This window comes from Kluyvera sp. EC_51 (assembly GCF_019584505.1).
Taxonomy (GTDB): domain Bacteria; phylum Pseudomonadota; class Gammaproteobacteria; order Enterobacterales; family Enterobacteriaceae; genus Kluyvera; species Kluyvera sichuanensis.
The window spans coordinates 182,466-202,559 of record NZ_VDAG01000010.1 but is presented as its reverse complement, the minus strand read 5'-3'; the positions used below and the strand labels follow the sequence as shown (position 1 = coordinate 202,559).

General features: G+C 58.5%; 14 protein-coding genes. 5 read left to right on the top strand and 9 right to left on the bottom strand.

Translation table 11 applies throughout. The annotated features are described in order from the left end of the window. Positions 1–218: 218 nt before the first annotated feature. Positions 219–1,610 carry a NarK family nitrate/nitrite MFS transporter gene (locus FHC49_RS04505; RefSeq protein ID WP_220438922.1) on the bottom strand — a complete coding sequence of 464 codons (1,392 nt, stop codon included), beginning with the start codon at positions 1,608–1,610 and terminating at the stop codon, positions 219–221. A gap of 311 nt (positions 1,611–1,921) precedes the next feature. Between FHC49_RS04505 and narX the strand changes: the two genes are divergently transcribed. Then, on the top strand, positions 1,922–3,721 hold the full coding sequence (narX, locus tag FHC49_RS04500; protein WP_220438920.1) for a nitrate/nitrite two-component system sensor histidine kinase NarX: 1,800 nt from the start codon (positions 1,922–1,924) through the stop codon (positions 3,719–3,721). Then, entirely contained in the window at positions 3,714–4,364 is a 651-nt protein-coding gene (narL, locus tag FHC49_RS04495; RefSeq protein WP_035895589.1) for a two-component system response regulator NarL, read from the top strand. The genes narX and narL overlap by 8 nt, the downstream gene beginning before the upstream one ends. 9 nt (positions 4,365–4,373) lie before the next feature. On the opposite strand, the gene FHC49_RS04490 is transcribed toward narL, so the two are convergent. From FHC49_RS04490 to nasR, 7 genes are all read right to left on the bottom strand, one after another. Beyond that, positions 4,374–5,828, bottom strand: a complete 1,455-nt coding sequence (locus tag FHC49_RS04490; RefSeq protein ID WP_220438918.1) for a YchO/YchP family invasin — start codon at positions 5,826–5,828, stop codon at positions 4,374–4,376. A 63-nt stretch (positions 5,829–5,891) separates the two neighbouring features. Beyond that, a complete protein-coding gene (locus FHC49_RS04485; RefSeq protein ID WP_220438917.1) occupies positions 5,892–8,498 on the bottom strand; it encodes a nitrate reductase in 2,607 nt (868 codons plus the stop codon). Further along, positions 8,495–12,559 (bottom strand): nitrite reductase large subunit NirB, encoded by a 4,065-nt coding sequence (gene nirB / locus FHC49_RS04480; RefSeq protein WP_220438916.1) that lies wholly within the window; start codon positions 12,557–12,559, stop codon positions 8,495–8,497. The genes FHC49_RS04485 and nirB overlap by 4 nt, the downstream gene beginning before the upstream one ends. A gap of 9 nt (positions 12,560–12,568) precedes the next feature. Next, positions 12,569–13,357 (bottom strand): ABC transporter ATP-binding protein, encoded by a 789-nt coding sequence (locus tag FHC49_RS04475; protein ID WP_185669716.1) that lies wholly within the window; start codon positions 13,355–13,357, stop codon positions 12,569–12,571. A gap of 9 nt (positions 13,358–13,366) precedes the next feature. Next, positions 13,367–14,242, bottom strand: coding sequence for a nitrate ABC transporter permease (gene ntrB / locus FHC49_RS04470; RefSeq protein WP_185669715.1), 876 nt, complete (start codon positions 14,240–14,242; stop codon positions 13,367–13,369). Position 14,243: 1 nt separating this feature from the next. Beyond that, positions 14,244–15,500, bottom strand: coding sequence for a CmpA/NrtA family ABC transporter substrate-binding protein (locus FHC49_RS04465; RefSeq protein WP_220438915.1), 1,257 nt, complete (start codon positions 15,498–15,500; stop codon positions 14,244–14,246). A gap of 207 nt (positions 15,501–15,707) precedes the next feature. Beyond that, a complete protein-coding gene (gene nasR, locus FHC49_RS04460; protein WP_185669713.1) occupies positions 15,708–16,925 on the bottom strand; it encodes a nitrate regulatory protein NasR in 1,218 nt (405 codons plus the stop codon). 70 nt (positions 16,926–16,995) lie between these two features. Between nasR and FHC49_RS04455 the strand changes: the two genes are divergently transcribed. Then, complete coding sequence (locus FHC49_RS04455) at positions 16,996–17,349, top strand: DsrE/DsrF/TusD sulfur relay family protein (protein WP_185669712.1); 354 nt, start codon at positions 16,996–16,998, stop codon at positions 17,347–17,349. Positions 17,350–17,625: 276 nt separating this feature from the next. After that, the gene (locus FHC49_RS04450; protein ID WP_185669711.1) at positions 17,626–17,871 is read left to right on the top strand and encodes a DUF1883 domain-containing protein; all 246 of its coding nucleotides are present in this window, start codon (positions 17,626–17,628) and stop codon (positions 17,869–17,871) included. A 42-nt stretch (positions 17,872–17,913) separates the two neighbouring features. Here the strand turns inward: FHC49_RS04450 and FHC49_RS04445 are convergent, their stop codons facing one another. Continuing rightward, positions 17,914–18,576: a gamma-glutamylcyclotransferase gene (locus FHC49_RS04445; RefSeq protein ID WP_185669710.1), complete on the bottom strand. Its 663-nt coding sequence runs from the start codon at positions 18,574–18,576 to the stop codon at positions 17,914–17,916. 364 nt (positions 18,577–18,940) lie between these two features. Between FHC49_RS04445 and chaA the strand changes: the two genes are divergently transcribed. Continuing rightward, on the top strand, positions 18,941–20,041 hold the full coding sequence (chaA, locus tag FHC49_RS04440) for a sodium-potassium/proton antiporter ChaA (protein WP_185669709.1): 1,101 nt from the start codon (positions 18,941–18,943) through the stop codon (positions 20,039–20,041). Positions 20,042–20,094: the final 53 nt, after the last annotated feature.

Sequence of the window (20,094 nt, the reverse complement as noted above, 5' to 3'; positions counted from 1 at the left end):
TATACTTGAAATTTAAAGATTTTTGATTAAAAGTGCATATTTAAATATGTAAAATTTAGCCCTGGCGGTATTAAGGGGTAGAGCCATTCCTGCTGGACGCTTTGCCACCCGGGCACGATGCCAACAGCACGTAAAACAGCAAAAGTATGTTGTAACTAAGTAGCGATAAAATAAAGGCGCGAGATTTCGCGCCTTTATTGCAGAAATAACGTCAGCCGTTATTTTTTCGCTTTACGACCGTATACCGCCCAGGTCACCACGACGCAGACAATATAGAACACGAGGAACACTTTCATCGCGCCCGCCGGTGAGCCGGTTAAATCCAGCGACGTCCCGAACGCTTTCGGAATAAAGAAGCCGCCGATAGCGCCAATCGCTGAGATAAAGCCCAGCGCTGCCGCCGTATCGGTCGCGGCTTCACGCATTGCTTTCTCGTCGGAACCGCCCTCTGCTTTCACGCGATCCATCGTCAACTTACGGAAGATAACGGAAATCATCTGGAAGGTGGAACCGCTACCCAGCCCAGCCGTCAGGAACAGCGCCAGGAAAACCACATAGAAGGCAATGAAGCTGCCGCCTTCACCGTTGGTTGGCAGGGTCATGAACAGCAGCGCACTGAATACCGCCATCAGGATAAAGTTAATCAGCGTCACGCGCGTCCCGCCCAGACGGTCGGAAATAGCCCCACCGGCAGAACGTGCCAGCGCGCCGATAAACGGACCGAAGAAGGCGTAGTGCAGGATTTGAATTTCCGGGAACTGGGTTTTCGACAGCATCGCAAAACCGGCGGAGAAGCCGATAAACGAGCCGAAGGTCGCCAGATACAACAGGCTCATGATCCACAGGTGACCACGTTTCAGTACCGGCAGCTGCTCTTTCAGCGACGCCTTAGACGTGGCCAGTTCGTTCATGCCAAACCAGGCTGCCACGGTGAAGATGGCCAGGAACGGTACCCAGATCCACGCCGCGTTTGCCAGATACAGCTCGCTACCGTCCGGCTGCGTCACGCCATGGCTACCAAATACGGCGAAGATGGAGAGAGAAACCGCCAGTGGAGCCACCAGCTGCATCACGCTCACGCCCATATTGCCGAGGCCGCCGTTAAGGCCAAGCGCACCGCCCTGCTTCTGTTTCGGGAAGAAGAAGCTGATGTTCGCCATGCTGGACGCAAAGTTTGCACCCGCGAAACCGCACAGCAGAGAGATAATGATAAAGGTGCTAAACGGCGTGGAGGTGTCCTGAACGGCAAAGCCCAGCCATAAGCAAGGAATGATAAGGATCCCGGTGCTGAACGCCGTCCAGCGACGGCCACCCACCAGCGGTACCATAAAGGAATACGGTACGCGCAGCAGTGCGCCAGAAACGGAAGGTAACGCGGTCAGCATGAACAGCTGATCGGTTGTAAACTGGAAGCCCACCTTTGGTAAATTAACGGCAACTGCGCTGAACAGCATCCATACGCAGAAAGCCAGCAGTAAACATGGAACGGAAATCCACAGGTTCCGGCTTGCAACGCGATGGCCGCGCTCTTGCCAGAACGCCGGATCTTCCGGTCGCCAGTCGGTAATGACAGCGCCGGTTGCCCTTTCCGGGGCAGTGGAGTGACTCATAGACACCTCTGATTATTAATATCAACCCTTGCCACATTAGGGTTTACACCGCGCGGTAAGTTGATATAAATCAAAGGAAAAGTTGACATTATCTTGTTTAAAAAAACATCATCACCCTTTATGGGTAGACTTTTATTGATAAAAAAACCTGTTTTATCACGTGGCTGTTACGCTTGTACCCCTCTACCCCAGACACCTCAGCTATTATGGAAATAAAGGAGTAATCCTTTAGGGGTATGGGTATACTCCAGGCGATAGTCGAAAATAACGCCACTCACCGGAAAGTCTTCCGCCAGGAGCCGTATCGCACCATGTTTAGACGTTTTTTTACACCACTCACGCTGGTGAATCAACTGGCCCTCATCGTACTGCTGTCCACCCTTATCGGTGTGGCGAGTATGATGATTTCTGCACGTCTGGTGAACGGCGTCCAGGGCAGCGCTCACGCGATTAACCAGGCGGGTTCGCTGCGTATGCAGAGCTACCGTCTTCTGGCCGCGATTCCGGTGGATAAGAACGACGAGCCGCTATTCGCTGAGATGCAAAAAACGGTTTTCAGTCCGGAATTACAGCTGGCCGCCGAGCGCGATGGCCAGGTCCAGCAGCTTCACGAACTTCAGCAGTACTGGCTAAAACATCTGGCGCCAGATATTAGTGAGGCGAAAAACCCGGACGATATCGCCGCCGATCTTGCCGGCTTTGTTAACCGCATTGACCAACTGGTCACCGTCTTCGATCACACCACCGAACAGCGCATCTCTCACGTGGTGTGGATGCACCGGCTATTGGCCTTTTTCATGGCGGTACTGCTGATCTTTACCGTTTTCTGGCTGCGCACCCGCCTACTGCATCCATGGCGGCAGCTGCTGCGCATGGCCGAAGCCATCAGCCACCGCGATTTTACCCATCGCGCGCAAATCAGCGGTCGCAACGAAATGGCCACCCTTGGCATGTCACTGAATAATATGTCCGCTGAGCTGGCGGAAAGCTACGCCTCGCTGGAGCGTCGCGTGCAGGAGAAAACCGCCGGGCTGGAGCAGAAAAATGCCATTCTCTCCTTCCTGTGGCAGGCTAACCGCCGCCTGCATTCCAACGCGCCGCTGTGCGAACGCATCTCTCCGGTGCTGAACGGCCTTCAGGAACTGACCCCGCTGCGGGAAATTGAAGTCCGGGTTTACGATACCGAAGATGAAGATAACCATCAGGAATTTAGCTGCCACTCCGGCTGGGAGTGCGACGACCGAGGCTGTTACCTCTGCCCACGTGACGTCGATACCGCAGCCCACGACGGCATCACGCTGAAATGGCGGCTGACCGACCCACGCAACCAGTACGGCATCCTGCTGGCAACCCTGCCGCACGGCCGTGAGCTAAGCCACGATCAGCAGCAATTGGTTGATACCCTACTCGAGCAAATCACCTCGACGCTGGCGCTGGACAAACAGCTGGAGCGCCAGCAGCAGCTAATTGTAATGGAAGAACGTTCAACGATTGCCCGCGAGCTTCACGACTCCATCGCCCAGTCGCTCTCCTGTATGAAGATGCAGGTCAGCTGTCTGCAGATGATGCAAAAAGAGCAGTCGTCCCCTGAAAGCCGCGAGCTGTTGAGCCAGGTGCGTAATGAACTCAACACCTCATGGGCGCAGCTGCGCGAACTGCTGACCACCTTCCGCCTGAAGCTGACCGAGTCCGGCCTGCGCCCGGCGCTGGAGGACAGCTGCCAGGAGTACAGCAGCCATTTCGGCTTCCCGGTGCAGCTCGACTACCAACTGCCGCCGCGCTACGTGCCGTCGCATCAAGCGATTCACCTGCTACAGATTGCCCGCGAGGCCTTAAGCAACGCGCTTAAGCACTCGCAGGCGACAGAAGTGAAAGTCAGCGTTACCCAACAAAACAACCAGGTCAAACTGGTGGTGGCTGATAACGGCTGTGGCGTTCCGCTACATGCTGAACGCAGCAACCATTATGGCCTTATTATTATGCGTGACCGCGCACAAAGCCTGCGTGGCGATTGCCAGGTTCGTCGTCGTGAAAGCGGCGGCACCGAAGTCGTGGTTACGTTTGTCCCCGAACAATCGCTTTCTACTCCCCAAGGAGATACCCATGAGTAATCAGGAACGGGCTACTATCCTGTTAATTGACGATCATCCTATGCTGCGTACCGGCGTCAAACAGCTGGTCAGTATGGCATCAGATATTCAGGTCGTAGGCGAGGCCAGCAACGGTGAACAAGGTATTGAACTGGCAGAAACGCTCGATCCCGATCTGATCCTGCTCGATCTCAATATGCCCGGCATGAACGGTCTGGAAACCCTCGACAAGCTGCGTGAGAAATCTCTCTCTGGCCGTGTGGTGGTATTCAGCGTGTCCAACCACGAAGAAGACGTGGTCACCGCACTCAAACGCGGTGCCGACGGCTATCTGCTGAAAGATATGGAGCCGGAAGATCTGCTGAAAGCCCTGCAACAGGCTGCCGCCGGTGAGATGGTGTTAAGTGAAGCGTTAACGCCGGTGCTGGCCGCCAGCCTGCGCGCCAACCGCGCCACCTCTGACCGCGACATCAACCAGTTAACCCCGCGCGAGCGCGATATTCTCAAGCTGATTGCTCAGGGCCTGCCAAACAAGATGATTGCCCGCCGTCTGGATATTACGGAAAGCACCGTGAAGGTTCACGTGAAGCACATGCTGAAGAAAATGAAGCTGAAATCCCGCGTCGAAGCCGCCGTATGGGTGCACCAGGAACGTATTTTCTGAGAATCGCCGTTACGGCGCCATGTCCAACCAGCTATTGCCCTGCGGGGCAAAGCTGACGACAGGCTCGGTCAACGCCAGCGTTATCTCATTCGAGGTGACGCGCTGCCCCTTACCATCTTCCACCACCACCGACAGATGCCAGATATTGCTGGCCCCCTCCGTCGGATCCCAGGCCGGCATGATAATGCTCCAGCCATCGGTGCTATTGCCCGCGGCTGGCGGCGTCAGGCTTAAGGCTTCGGTATCGCCCTGCCAGCTGATGGATTTGATCCCATACTCGTCGTGCACCTGAATTTTCAGCGCCACCGTCTCGTAGCCCGTGAGATCCCACGGCGGGGTGGCGAGATAGACGCTCAGACTTTTGCGCTGACGAAACTCCATCACCGGCTGGTTGTTACGCTCCGGTGCATCGTAGCGGCTGCCGCGTAGCGTTCGGGTCTGCGCCACCTCATCGGCGGCAAGCTGCTTCTTCAGCGGCACGCCAAAGCGGTAGTTGACCTTCATGCCGAGGTTGTTCTGATTCACCCCGCTCTCCCCCTGCTTGTGCTGGGCACTGAAGGTGAATAACGGCACCGGGGTGTAGTTCAGGCCCAGTGAGACCGCGACCGGGTTACGGTAGCCCGTGCCGCTACGAAACAGATCGACGCTGTCGCCGAAATACTGCTCGACGCTGAGGCTGGTATTGATGTGATTGTAGGCCGGGATCCATGCCTGCGCGGTCAGGTCATAACCGCGCGCCATGCGTTGTTGTAGCGTGGTGCCGCTGTTTTGCCAGCCGTGCAGCGGATAGTAGTAGTTCGCCGAAAAACGCAGGTTCTCGCCCCATGCTTCCGCGCCAAGCCCGCCGCGATTGAGATGGGCATCGAGCAGGCTGTCATAAAAAGTGTTGTAGCCAAGCAGCCACTGCCCGGCGACCCAGCGCTGCCCCAGCCCCAGATTACCCACCAGCCCTTCGTCATGCTGCGTCAGGCCAAGCTGGCTCCAGGTGAGATACTGCATGTTGTCCTGTAGTGGAACAAACCAGCTTCCGTGGCTGCCGGTCATTTTGCCTTGTTCATCCACCAGCAGCTGAATATTGGTATTGCCCCAGGGAGATAGCCAGCTTTCGAGCTGCTGGTTCATCTGGCCGTTAACCTTGTCCTGTAGCTGCGTCATGGCAAATAGCCGCGCCTGCTCGCCGGTATCCAACCCGTTGTCAGTCATGCTGGCTTCGCCGAAGGCCTTCACCATCTCGGCAAAGTGTTTCTCCGCATCATGATTTTCCGGGGCGATACTCAGATCCGGCAGGCTATCGGCCTGATTATCGAAGGGATGTTCCGCCTCTTCGACAAACGACGTCAGCGCACGCGCGCTCCCGCCGGTCAACGCCAGCAACACGAAAAATGACGAGTAAAAACGCAAAGACAAAACCGCAACCCCATAGCCAGCTTCAATGCAGGCTGAAAAATTCAGCCCCAAAGTCATTAGTCTAGCGCCTTTGCGGGCAGGGTTCAGCCTTCGTAGCCGCTTATAAGAATTGCCTGAAGGTCATAAAATCGTCACCTTCATTGCCGTGCTGGCGAGCAGTGCCTTTAACTCCGGTATGCAGGATCCGCAGTTGGTGCCGCATTTCAACCGTTCGCCCAACTCGCCCGCCGTGCGGCAGCCCTGTTTTTCAATCGCTTCGAGGATGGTTTTTTCGCCAACGCTGAAACAGCTGCAAACAATTTTCCCCACCGCTGGGCGCGCCAGATCCTGGCCACTCAGCAGCGCATGACGCGCCGCCAGCGTCTGCGGCGCCTCATTAAACGCCCGGCACACTAATGCATCGTCCACTTCCGGTAGCGCATCACCGCTCCAGAAGCCGAGCATCAAACGTCCGTCCAGCCATGCCAGTAGATGCCAGATCTCACCAGCATTGGCGAGTTGCACCTGCCAGCCCTGCTGCTGACACCAAGCCAGCATCTCGTGTTGCACCAGACGATCGCCGCAGAGGGTGACATGGTGCAGTCCCGGTGCGGCTTTACGCCACCAGTGCAGATGCCCCGGCAGCGGCACTTCGCTGCGGGAGTAGAGTTCCCCCTGCCATAACGGCTGCCACGGCGCGATGCGCACGGCGGTCTGCTTACTTTCCGGCTGCCCGGAGTGCGGGTCGACCACCGAGGCCACCAGCCCGTTCACCTTCCCCTGACGGGCAAAGCAGTCATTCCAGTGCATTGGCGTAAACAGCGAGCCACGGCGCTGATTCTCCGTCACCACCACCTTCGCCACCATCACGCCATGCGGCGAACTGATGCGCGCTAAACTGCCGGGCAACAACACAAAGTGCGCGGCATCCTGCGGCGAAACTTCCACTATCGGCTGCGCGATATGCTGCATCAGGCGCGGCACGCTACCGGTGCGAGTCATAGTGTGCCACTGGTCGCGGATCCTCCCGCTGTTGAGGATCAGCGGATAGAGCGGCTGCGTCTGCGCCTGCATACCACGCGGCGTGACCGGCACCATCCGCAGCCGCCCGTCGCTATGCCAGCCACGATGCAGATCCAACGTGACGTTGCGACGGCTGACTGGCCAGCGCACCGGCGCAAGTTCATCCCACGCCTCACGGCTTAATTCGGCAAGCCCGCTGATATCAAACGCCCGCTGGCCGTTATTTTCAAAGCCGGAGAGCGCGGCGTGTTCACTAAAAACCTCATGCGGGTGCTGCCAGGCAAACGCCGCGCCGAAGCCCAGACGCTCGGCGACACGAGCGATGATCCACCAGTCGGCCCGCGCCTCACCGGGGGCGGGCAGAAACGCCCGCTGGCGCGAAATACGCCGCTCAGAGTTGGTCACGGTACCGTTTTTTTCCCCCCAGCCCAGCGCCGGGAAGCGAATATGCGCGTACTGCGAGGTTTCCGTCTGTGCAGCAATTTCAGAGACAATCACCAGCGGGCAGCGCTTCAGCGCCTGGCTTACCGCGTGGCTGTCCGGCAGTGACACCGCCGGATTGGTGCCCATGATCCACACCGCTTTCACCTCACCGCGCCCGATAGCCGCGAAGAGATCCACCGCCATCAGCCCCGGCGTTTGCGCCAGCCGCTCGGTGCCCCAGAAACGCGCCACCCTCGCGACGTCGGCGGGTTCGAAGTTCATATGCGCCGCCAGCATCGTTGCCAGCCCGCCCACTTCACGCCCACCCATCGCATTCGGCTGCCCGGTCAGCGAAAAGGGGCCGCAGCCTTCACGGCCAAATTTGCCGCTGGCAAGGTGAACGTTAATGATGGCGTTGCATTTGTCGCTGCCGCTGGAGGATTGGTTAATGCCCATGGTGTAGAGCGTGATGGCCTTCGGGGCGGCAATAAAGTCCTGATAAAACGCAGCGACCTCCGCGGGCGGCAGCCCGCAAAATGCCGCCACACGTTCGACGCCCCAGGATTGCGCCGCCTCCCGCGCGGCGGGCGCATCGGCAAAATCATCCACGCCTCCGCCGCGTTTGACGATGGCGTTCAGCAGCCCAACAAATAGCCCGGCATCCGTGCCGGGGGCAATCGCCAGATGGCGGTCGGCAATATCGCAGGTGGCAGTACGACGCGGGTCGATGACCACCACCTTCATCTGCGGGTTTTGCTGCTTCGCCTGCACCAGTCGCTGATAGAGCACCGGGTGCGCCCAGGCCGCGTTAGAACCGACCAACACCACCAGGTCGCTGCGCTCTACGTCCTCATAGCTGCACGGCACCACATCGGCGCCCCACGCGCGTTTATAGCCGGTGACCGCTGACGACATACACAGCCGCGAGTTGGTATCAATATTCGCCGCACCGATAAAGCCTTTCATCAGTTTATTGGCAGCGTAATAGTCCTCGGTCAGCAGTTGCCCGGAGGCATAAAACGCCACCGCCTGCGGGCCGTGCTCGGCGATAATCGCCTGTAGACGTTCACCGGCAGCATCCAGCGCCTGCTCCCAACTGACATCATGGCCGTCCACCGACGGTTGCAACAAACGCCCCTCCAGACCGGTGGTTTCGCCGAGCGCAGAGCCCTTCACGCACAGGCGACCAAAGTTTGCCGGGTGGGCGTCATCGCCCCGCACGCTGACCGCGCCGTCAATCACCGTGGCCAGCACCCCACAGCCAACGCCGCAGTAAGGACATGTTGTTCGGGTTTCAGTCATGAAGCCTCCGCGCGCATCACCAGTTCCTGGCTACTGACCCACACTTTGCCGTCTTCAACCTTAACCGGCCAGGCGCGCACCACCGGCTCGCCGCTGTCAGGATGGCGGCCATCGCGCAGACGAATACGCTGTTTGTAAAGCGGCGAAATGACGATAGGTTCGCCGCTGGCGTCACCCAACAAGCCGCGCGACAGGACGTTAGCCTGGCTGCCGGGCTCCTGATTATCCAGCGCATAGACGTGGCCGTTGAGGCGGAATAGTGCAATCTGCATCTCGCCTAACCGCGCGCCAATCCCGGCCTGCGCGGGGATCTCTTCCAGCGTACAGACCGCCTGCCACGGACGACGGCTACCCGCCAGCACCGGCGTCACGGTAACCGGCGCCAACTGCGGCTGCCCACGCACGGTTTCACGCTGCACCGCTTCGTCCGGCATATCGCTGTTAACAAACGAGCGGAACAGCGTCAGCCGCTGCGGATCGTTCAGGGTGGTCTGCCATTCGCACTGGTAGCTGTCGATAACGCGCGCCATCTCCTGCTCCAGCTCCTCGCCAATACCCAGCGAATCGTCGAGGATCACGCTGCGCAGATATTCCAGCCCGCCTTCCAGATTATCCATCCAGGTGCTGGTGCGCTGCAGACGGTCGGCGGTACGGATATAGAACATCAAAAAACGGTCGATGGTGCGCAGCAGCGTCGCGTCGTCGAGGTCGCTGGCGAACAGATCCGCATGACGCGGCTTCATCCCGCCGTTACCGCACAGATAGAGGTTCCAGCCCTTGTCGGTAGCAATCACCCCCACGTCTTTGCCCTGCGCTTCCGCGCACTCGCGGGTACAGCCGGAGACCGCCATTTTAATTTTATGCGGCGCACGCAACCCTTTGTAGCGATGCTCCAGGGTTACCGCCAGCCCGGTGGAATCCTGCACCCCGTAACGGCACCAGGTTGACCCCACGCAGGACTTCACCGTACGCAGTGACTTGCCGTAGGCATGTCCGGTCTCAAAACCGGCCTCCACCAGCGCTTGCCAGATAGCCGGAAGCTGCTCCAGCCGCGCGCCAAACAGGTCAATACGCTGGCCGCCGGTAATCTTGCTGTAAAGTGCATAGCGTTTGGCTATCTGCCCGATGGCAATCAACCCGTCCGGCGTGACTTCACCGGCCGGCATGCGTGGCACCACGGAATAGGTGCCGTCTTTCTGGATGTTGGCAAAGTAGCGGTCGTTGGTGTCCTGCAGGGGCAAATGCGCGGGCTTCAGCAGGTATTCATTCCAGCAAGAGGCCAGCACTGACCCCACCAGCGGCTTGCAGATTTCGCAGCCGTCGCCGTGGCCGTAGCGGGCAATCAGCTGTTCAAAGGTGTGAATGCGGTTCACGCGTACCAGGTGATAGATCTCCTGGCGCGAATACGGGAAGTGTTCGCAGATGTCTTTTTTCACCTCCACGCCCTGCTGCGCCAGCTGATACTCCATCACCTGTTTGACCAGCGCGCTACAACCGCCGCAGCCGGTAGCCGCTTTGGTGCAGCTTTTTATTGCCCCCATCTCGGTAGCGCCGTTGCTCACCGCATGGCAGATATCGCCTTTGCTGACGTTGTGGCAGGAGCAGATTTGCGCGCTGTCCGGCAGCGCCGCCACGCCAAGCGCTTTCGGCGCACTGCCTTCCAGCGCGGGCAGGATCAGCGATTCCGGGTGCGGCGGCAGCGCGATATCGTTGAGCATCATTTGCAGCAGCGTGGCGTAGTCGCTGGCATCCCCCACCAGCACGCCGCCGAGCAGCGTTTTGCCGTCGGCGCTGACCACAATCTTCTTATAGATTTGCTCCGGGCCGTGAACCCATTGATAGCTCTGACTTCCGGCGGTGCGCCCGTGCGCGTCGCCAAATGAAGCCACATCGACGCCGAGCAGCTTGAGCTTGGTGCTCATATCCGCCCCGGTAAACTCGCTCGTTTCACCCGCCAGCGCTCCGGCGGCCACCCGCGCCATCTGATAGCCTGGGGCCACCAGACCATAGATTTTGTTATCCCACAGCGCGCATTCACCAATGGCAAAGATATCGCTATCGGAAGTGCGGCACTGGTTATCAATGGCGATACCGCCGCGCTCACCCAGGCGGATGCCGCTGCTCCGCGCCAGTGCGTCCTGCGGGCGAATACCCGCCGAGAACACCACCATATCCGTAGTCAGACATTCACCGTCGGCAAACTGCAGCGTGAGTCCTTCTTCCGTCTGGCGAATTTCCGTAGTGGCTTTACTGGTGTGTACGCTTACGCCAAGCGCAGTAATTTTCTCCCGCAGCATGGCGGCACCGCCGTTATCCAGCTGCACTGCCATCAGATTCGGCGCGAACTCCACCACGTGGGTTTCCAGCCCCAGCTGACGCAGCGCGTTTGCCGCCTCTAGTCCCAGCAGGCCGCCGCCGATCACCACGCCTCGGCTCGCGGTTTTGGCACAGGCGGCAATCGCATCAAGATCGTCCAGCGTACGGTAGACAAAGCAGCCAGGCAGCGTGTTGCCGGGGATGGGCGGCACGAACGGGTATGAGCCAGTGGCGAGCACCAGCTTATCCCAGTGCAGTTCATGTCCCTCAGCGTCGCGAATAATCCTGGCTTCGCGGTCAATTTCCGCTACCGGCTGCGACAAGCGCAGCTCAATGCCGTTATCAGCAAAGAAATCACCCGCCACCATTGAGAGCGACTGCGCGCTGCGGCCGGCAAAATATTCCGACAGATGCACCCGGTCGTAGGCGGCATAGCGCTCTTCGCCCAGTACCACAATCTGATACTGTTCGTGCAACTGGTGGCTGACACACTGCTCAAGAAAATGGTGGCCGACCATCCCGTGCCCGACGACCGCTAATGTTGGTTTTGTCATGGTTTGCGTTCCTGCAGCCGACGGCTGCGTGGTAAAGGGGTCGAAAATCCAGCTCGCCTGCGCGGGCTGGACGGTATGCAATAAATCGGTAAAGACGGCAGCGCTGGTGCAGTCGCCAAGCAGCAGCACGCCGGCCAACTGGCCGTTAGCCACCAGCAGTCGCCGATAGTGCCCAGTCTGCGGGTCATAGGAGGACCACTGGCTATCCCCGTCGATGGGCTGAACCCGCCCGGCGCTGAACAGGTCGATGCCGGTCACCTTCAGGCGGGTGCCGCGATCCTGCCAGTGGAAATCGGCCCGCGGGTTACCGCAAAGCCTTGCTGCCAGCACGTCCGCCTGTTGCATGCAGGGCGCGACGAGGCCGAAGGTTTGTCCATCAATCTCGCAGCATTCCCCAATAGCGCTGACGCCGGGGATGCCCGTTTCCAGTTGGCGGTTAACCACAATGCCGCGCTGGCAGGGAATACCTGCCCGCTGCGCCAGCGCGATATTGGGACGTACGCCGGTTGCCATCACCACACGGGTTGCCGGAATGGCACGCCCGGTGTTTAACACCACCGCGTTCGGCGTAATCTCCGTGATACCGGCGCTCAGTTCGCAGTCGATGCCACGTTCGGTTAATCGCTGGGTCAATAGCTCGCCCGCCATCTCGTCTAACTGCTGCTCCATCAATCGTCCACTGCGATGAACTAAAGTGACATTGTCACCTCTTAAACGCAGCGCGGCGGCGGCTTCTACCCCCAGCACCCCGCCGCCAATCACCACCGCATCGCCCGGCGTCGCGAGAATGGCTTCCACGTCTGCCAGGGTGCGAAAGGCAAAAACGTGCGGCAGGTCGATGCCCGGCAGCGGCGGCAGGAAGGCCTGTGAACCGCAGGTGAACACTAATTCATCCCACTCCAGTTCACGCTGGGTGGTGGTCGCCCGGCGTGCCTGCACGTCAACTGCCTGCACCGTTTCACCGAGGCACAGCGTGATGTGATGGTCGCGGTACCACTGCGCCGGCTGCAGCAGCGTCTGGCTAAAATCCTTTTCCCCACCCAGCACCGGAGAGAGCTGAATGCGGCTGTAGGCCGGATGCGGCTCGTCGCCAATAAGGGTTATCGCAAACGCTCCCGGCGCGTTCGTCACCAGCATTTCCGCTAGCCGGGTCGCCGCCATCCCGTTGCCGATCATCACCAGTCGCCGCATAGGAGCCCCTTACGCCGCTTTCGGCTGTTTTTCGTAAAGGAAGTGGAGGATCTGCTGACGCAGGTGGTGATAGCGACTGTCATCCGCCAACTGCACACGGTTACGCGGGCGCGGCAGATTCACCTCCAGTACTTCGCCCACCGTGGCCGCGGGGCCGTTGGTCATCATCATCACTCGGTCAGAGAGCAGTACCGCTTCATCAACGTCGTGGGTAATCAGCACGATGGTGGTGTTCAGCGACTGTTGAATTTGCATGACCGAATCCTGCAGATGAGCGCGGGTGAGCGCATCCAGTGCGCCAAACGGTTCGTCCATTAGCAGCACCTTTGGTTTCATTGCCAGCGCTCGCGCGATGCCCACGCGCTGCTTCATACCGCCGGAGATTTCACCCGGACGCTTATGCATGGCGTGGCCCATCTGGACGCGGTCGAGGTTGTGCGCAATCCACTCCCGACGCTCCGCTTTGTTCATGGTCTGGCGAAACACCTGGTCGACCGCCAGCGCCACGTTGTCAAAGCAGGTCAGCCACGGCAACAGCGAGTGGTTCTGGAACACCACCGCCCGTTCCGGCCCCGGACCGGCAATTTCACGGTTATCACACAGCAGCCCGCCTTCGGTCGGCAGCGTAATGCCGGCAATCAGGTTAAGCAGCGTCGATTTGCCGCAGCCCGAGTGCCCAATCAGACTGACGGTCTCCCCTTCGTGAATATCAAAAGAGACGTTCTGCAAGGCCAGAAATTCGCCGCTGGCGGTATGAAAACGCTGGCTCACGGCCTGGACCTGAATTAATGGTTTCATGATGTGCTCCTATTTCTCTTGCCAGCTAAAACGACGCGCAATCAGCATCAGCCCCTGCTCCAGCAGCAGCCCCACCACGCCGATAATGACGATGGCGATAAGGATGTTTTCGACGTTGAGGTTGTTCCACTCGTTCCAGATCCAAAAACCTATGCCCAGCCCGCCGGTCAGCATCTCTGCGGCGACAATCACCAGCCAGGCGATACCAATCGACAACCGCACCCCGGTGAGCACCGACGGCAGCACCGCCGGGAAGAGGATTTTGCGCATCACCGTCCATTCCGAGAGGTTCAGCACCCGCGCCACGTTGAGATAGTCCTGCGGTATGCGGCGCACCCCTTCAGCGGTGTTAATCACCATCGGCCAGATCGAGCAGATGAAAATTGTCCAGCTGGAAGCGGGTTCCGCTTTCTGAAACAACAGCAGACCAATTGGCAGCCAGGCCAGCGGGCTGACCGGACGCAGCAGCGCAATCAGCGGGGTGAACATGCGCGAAGCAAAGGTAAAGCGGCCAATCAGGAATCCGAGCGGAATGCCCACCAGCGCCGCGAGGCCGAAGCCCACCGCCACACGTTGTAAAGAGGCCAGCACGTTCCAGCCCACGCCGACATCGTTAGGGCCGTTGTTGTAGAACGGGTCAGAAAAGAGGGTTATCGCCGAGTCCAGGGTGCTGAGCGGCGTTGGAAAGCCTTTGCTGTTGACGGCGGCCAGCTGCCAGACCAGCACCAGCAGACCCAACCCCAGCACCGCGGGAATCGTGCGCTCTGCGAGTTCACGAAGATGGCGGCGCAGCGCAGGCGGTCTACGGCGAACCTGCACCGGCGGCATAGCGATCACTTCGCCAGCAGGTGCTGGCGCGTCGATAGGTTTGGTTTTGGTATTCATCTCATGCCCCTATACGTTGAATGGCGAAACTGCGGGCGTATCCAGCCGGGTCAGCCCCGGTCCAGACGGAGCCGTCGATTAATTTACTGCTGCGCAGGGTTTGCGTGGGGACGGCAATACCACCAACCGCCTGCGCCGCCTCTTTCCAGACATCAATACGGTTAATGCGCTGGGCGACGGCCAGGTAATCCGGGTCACTTTTCAGCAGGCCCCAGCGGCGGAACTGGGTTAAGAACCACATGCCGTCCGAGAGCCACGGGTAGCTCACCTCGCCCTGTTCGAAGAAGCGCATCGGGTGCGCATCCTGCCAGCGGCGGCCGATACCGTTGTCGTACTCCCCCAGCATTCGCCCGGTGAGGTATTGTTCTTTGGTGTTGAGCCAGCCGCGATGAGAGAGGATTTGCGCGGTTTCGCGTTTGTTATCGTCAGAGGCGTCAATCCAGCGGGCAGCCTCCATCAGTGCGGCCACCAGCGCCCGTGCGGTATTTGGGTGTTGCTCCACCCAGTCACGACGTGCGCCAAGCACTTTTTCCGGATGCTCCGGCCAGATGTCCTGGCTGGTCGCGGCGGTAAAACCGATGCGATCGTTAATGGCGCGGGCGTTCCACGGCTCGCCGACGCAGAAGCCCACCATGTTGCCGATGCGCATGTTCATCACCATCTGCGGTGGCGGCACGACCACCGTGCGCACATCGTCAAATGGGTTGATCCCACCGCTCGCCAGCCAGTAATAGAGCCACATAGCATGGGTGCCGGTCGGGAAGGTGTGGGCGAAGGTATAGGTGCCCGGCGCGCTTTGCCCGACCAGGGTTTTCAGCGTGCTCAGGTTGGTGACGCCCTTTTCCTGCAGATCGCTCGACAGCGTGATCCCCTGACCGTTGCGGTTGAGGGTCATCAGGTTCGCCATCGGCTGCGGTTTCGCCGCCACGCCCAGTTCCAGCCCGTACAACAGGCCGTAAAGCACATGCGCCGCGTCCAGTTCGCCGTTGACCAGCTTATCGCGCACCGCCGCCCAGCTGGCTTCTTTGCTCGGTACCAGCGTAATACCGTACTTTTTGTCGAAGCCTTTCAGTGAGGCAATCGCCAGTGGCGCACAGTCGGTCAGCGGAATAAAGCCCACCTTCACCGTTTGCAGTTCCGGCTTATCGGAACCTGCCGCCCACACCGCCTGACTCATGCCGGGCAGCAGCATTGCGCCGCCCAGTGCTGCGCCCGCCTGCAACAGACGTCGCCGTGATAGTGAAACCGTCTCGCCCATACTCGCTCCCGAATGCAAAAAAAAAGCGCCCGGCAATGCTTACGCATTGCAGGACGCCTTTATCCTCGTGGTGTGCAGGCCGCCATTGGCCCACCACCGACTATTTACTTTCTGACTACTCTAATGCAATTCAGATGCCAGCTTTTACAGCGCGAAACCCGGGGAAAATGTGCGCTCGATCGCTGTTTTTGCACCGGCGAAAGGCATTCATGCCCGTTCATTGTGCAACGGCGATGCCGGTTCGTTCTGCCACAGCGCCTTCACCGCCAGCAGCGCGCGGGCAATTTCCACCATGCGCTGGTTCTTATCCATCGCCATTTTGCGTAGGCAGTGCCAGGCCTGTTCCTCGTTCATCTGTCGATGGGTCATCAGCACGCTTTTGGCTTTATCAATCAACCGACGCTCCTCCAGCGTATCCTTGAGCGAGGCTAACTGGCTGGAGAGCTGCTCCAGCTCCCGCGCCTGCTGGCGCACCAGTGGTAAAAGCTGACGGTCGAGATGCAGCATCAGGTTATCGCTGGCCGGATCGTCACCCGCCGGATCCAGCGCCTGCCGCTCTTCATCATCGAGCAGCAGGTCATCCACCGCCGCCATCAGTTCACCAATCAGCGCCTCTTCCAGACCGCGCATCTGTTCCAGACGCTGGGTTTGCAGCTGGAACCAACGCAGCGCGCTGGCGCCGTCGTCCGCCGGGGGCTGGCGAGTACAGGCAATACGCCGCAATTGTTCAATGGCGATACTCGCCTGACATTCGGTATAAAACAGCATCTTGAGCGGGCTGGTCGCCAGTGATAAAAAGCTGTCAAAACAGGGCTGCTGACCGTCGATACGATCCACCAGGCGTTGGCGCAGTTCGCTGCTAAAGCAGCCCAGGGCAAAACCCTGCGCCCCCAGCGCGCGCTCCTGGCCCACCAGCTCTTTGCCCTGCATAAAGCTGTACAGCGCCACCAGCCGCCCGGCGAGCGTCGGGTCATCAATACTATCGTTGAGTTGCGGGATGATATTCAGCAGATGGCGGATAGTGCGGTTGAACTGGCTGGTTGCCGTCTCCGCCGAGACCTGCAGACCGGCAACGCTTTCTCTCAGCGACGGTAGCTGTTCCAGCGACCAGACGGCGCGGGCAATGCGCTGGCATAACCCGCTGGCAGAAGGTAAGTATTGCGGCTGGAGATGGGCCAGCAGTTGGCGAATCTGTTCATCTACCAGCGCAGCGCTGGCGCGACGTTCGGCGGCGTATAATCGCCCCTGCGAACATAACCAGATGTTGGATGCCCCGCGTTCACACTGTAACATGTGCACCACGTGGCTTAGCTGGCTGACCAGTTGCCCTTGCTGCGCCAGCTGCCGGAGCTGTGCTTTCTGCACCTGACGCGCGTAACGAAACCACTCGATAGCGCCGGGTGTATCATCTTCACGGTTTATCATGCGCTCTCCCGTTAGAGGATTTTCTTACCATCCTAACGTCTAGCAATAACCGTGCCTTAAAGGAGTTCTGATGCAACGTATCGTCATTATCGCCAACGGTGCTGCCTACGGCAGCGAATCCCTGTTCAATAGCCTGCGTTTAGCCATCGCCCTGCGCGAGCAGCAGGACGATCTGCAACTGCAGCTTTTTCTGATGTCTGATGCCGTGACGGCGGGCCTGCGCGGGCAGAAACCGGCCGAGGGCTACAACATTCAGCAGATGCTGGAAATTCTGACCGCGCAGGGCGTGCCGGTGAAACTGTGTAAGACCTGCACCGACGGGCGCGGCATCACTAGCCTGCCGCTGATTGACGGCGTCGAGATTGGCACGCTGGTCGAATTGGCCCAGTGGACGCTGGCGGCCGACAAAGTGCTGACCTTCTGATTGGGCATCGCCAACGCCCCCATCAGCGTAGCCCGCTAAAACCATGACCATTTAAAGGATATTATTTCACCTCTGCGACATTCCTCACCTCTTTGTCACGATAGCTGAATGGATTCAGGGATATTGTCATTTTTGTTGAAGTGTTACGGCATTTTTTGATCAAAATCAGCATCGGTGAGGTCAGGGTTTGGTGTTATGCGATGAGTGATTTGTGAACAACATCACAGGCAGGATTAACGCGTAGGGAGTGCGTAGACTCATTTGCAGCGGGGTATTTTGGCGATGGTAAAAGCAAGTTTGACGTTATTTGGCGGGGATACGGTGGTGGTGCGTTGTTCAGAACGTTGCCATATTCATTTAATGAGCACGCAGAAAAGCACCAGCAGCAGCGGTTCCGATATTTTAAGCGTGCAGAACGAAGAGAAAGCGTATCTGACCGTGCCTTACAGTGGGACCTGGAACGTGCTGATCGACAGCCACAGCCAGTCTCTTGAACACTCCATCAGCTACGTTGCCGCCTGATGATTCACCCCGGAAGCACGCACTTCCGGGGTTTTTATTGACTTACTTCCCGCCCACCAGATGCCGCACGTTGCTAATCAGCTCGTTCAGGCCATCGTCCGGCATTCCCAGCTTCTGTAACTCCTGCTCCAGTGAGAAGAGATACTGCGCATTGGTTCCCAATGGCCCACTGGCACGGGCAATCAGCGGTGCAATCAACTGCACGCTGGTATCAGACTCATACAGCGGATGGCGCGGGTCCATAATAAACACCAGTGCGTTGACCGTCCGACCATCATCGAGCGCCAGCTTGCACCAGGTTGGCAGGTAGCAGCCGGTGATCATCTCGCGCTTCCACAGCAGCGACAGCTCGTTTTCAATTTCATCATCCGGCAGACGGTATGCCACACCCGTGGTGCGCCCGCCCTCTTTCAGCGCCAGCATACGCCCTGGCTGACAGGCGCTGCCGCGTCCCGCCGTCAGGCGCAAACAGAAAGCACGATGCCAGCCCACCAGCGTACCGGTTACCGACTCGCTAAAATTGAGCGCCGGGTTCCACATCAGGGAGCCGTAGCCGAAAATCCATACCGGCCCATTATCTGGCCGACAGGCCAGCGTCGCCGCCAGCGACGCTGCACGCTGTTCAGCAGACCAAAGCAGAGATTCCTCAATGGCGCCAAACGCCGTTGTACAATCCGCCTTCATTAAGAAATCACGCGTTAACACTTTAAACCTCCACCGCCACTTCTCTTCCCTGCTTCACATGCGTTCTTACGGGAACGGATGGCGACCTCCGGAGCTGTCTTTGATGAAATATTATCCAGCTTTATGGTTCAGGATGCAATTTGTCTCCCATTGCGCTCCGCTGTTCAAGCCGGTTTTACCGATAAGTAAAATAGGAAAACCAGCGCATTAATACGCTGTTATTTAAAAAATATTTAGTCAGTATTTTATATTATAGCCATCTATTAGAAAAAATGGCGTTATGGGTAAACTTTAGTAAAAGATCGCAATCCAGGTGGAAAAATTTGTTAATTTACGCAGCTGATTTTTTCTATAATTATAAATACCTGCAGATATGGAGACAAACATGACCCACGTACAAGAGGCGGTGAAAACTCGCCATAAGGAGACGTCGCTCATTTTCCCGCTGGTGGCGCTGGCAATTCTGGCCTTCTGGGGAAGCAGCCAGTCATTGCCAGTGGTTATCGCTATCAACGCCCTGGCGCTGGTAGGTATTCTGAGCAGCGCCTTTAGCGTTGTTCGCCACGCGGACGTTCTCGCACACCGTTTAGGCGAGCCCTACGGCTCGCTGATTTTAAGCCTTTCGGTGGTTATTCTTGAGGTGAGCTTAATCTCAGCGCTGATGGCAACGGGCGATGCCGCGCCGACGCTGATGCGCGATACGCTCTACTCCATCATTATGATTGTGACCGGCGGTTTAGTCGGCTTCTCGTTATTGCTCGGCGGGCGCAAGTTTGCCACGCAATATATGAACCTGTTCGGTATTAAGCAGTATTTAATTGCTCTGTTCCCACTGGCTATTATTGTGCTGGTATTCCCGACCTCGCTGCCGGGCGCCAACTTTACTATTGGCCAGTCGCTGCTGGTGGCCCTCATTTCTGCCGCCATGTACGGCGTATTTTTGCTTATTCAAACCAAAACGCACCAGAGTCTGTTTGTCTACGAGCATGAAGATGACAGCGACGACGACGACCCGCACCACGGTAAACCGTCGGCGCACAGCAGCCTGTGGCATGCGGTATGGCTGATTGTGCACCTGGTGGCGGTTATCGCTGTCACCAAAATGAACGCCAACCCGCTGGAGACGCTGCTGACCAGCATGAATGCACCGGTTGCCTTTACCGGCTTCCTGGTGGCGCTGCTGATTCTCTCTCCTGAAGGACTGGGGGCATTGAAGGCGGTGCTGAACAATCAGGTACAGCGTGCGATGAACCTGTTCTTTGGCTCGGTGCTGGCAACTATCTCACTGACCGTGCCGGTGGTGACGCTGATTGCCTATATGACCGGAAATGAGCTGATGTTTGGTCTTGGCGTGCCGGAGATGATTGTGATGGTCGCCTCGCTGGTGCTGTGCCACATTTCGTTCTCAACCGGGCGTACCAACGTGCTGAACGGCGCGGCGCATCTGGCGCTGTTTGCGGCGTATCTGATGACGATTTTTGTCTGAGTGCAGTTCCCGGCGGCGCTTCGCTTGGCCGGGCTACAGGCCATTTACCATCA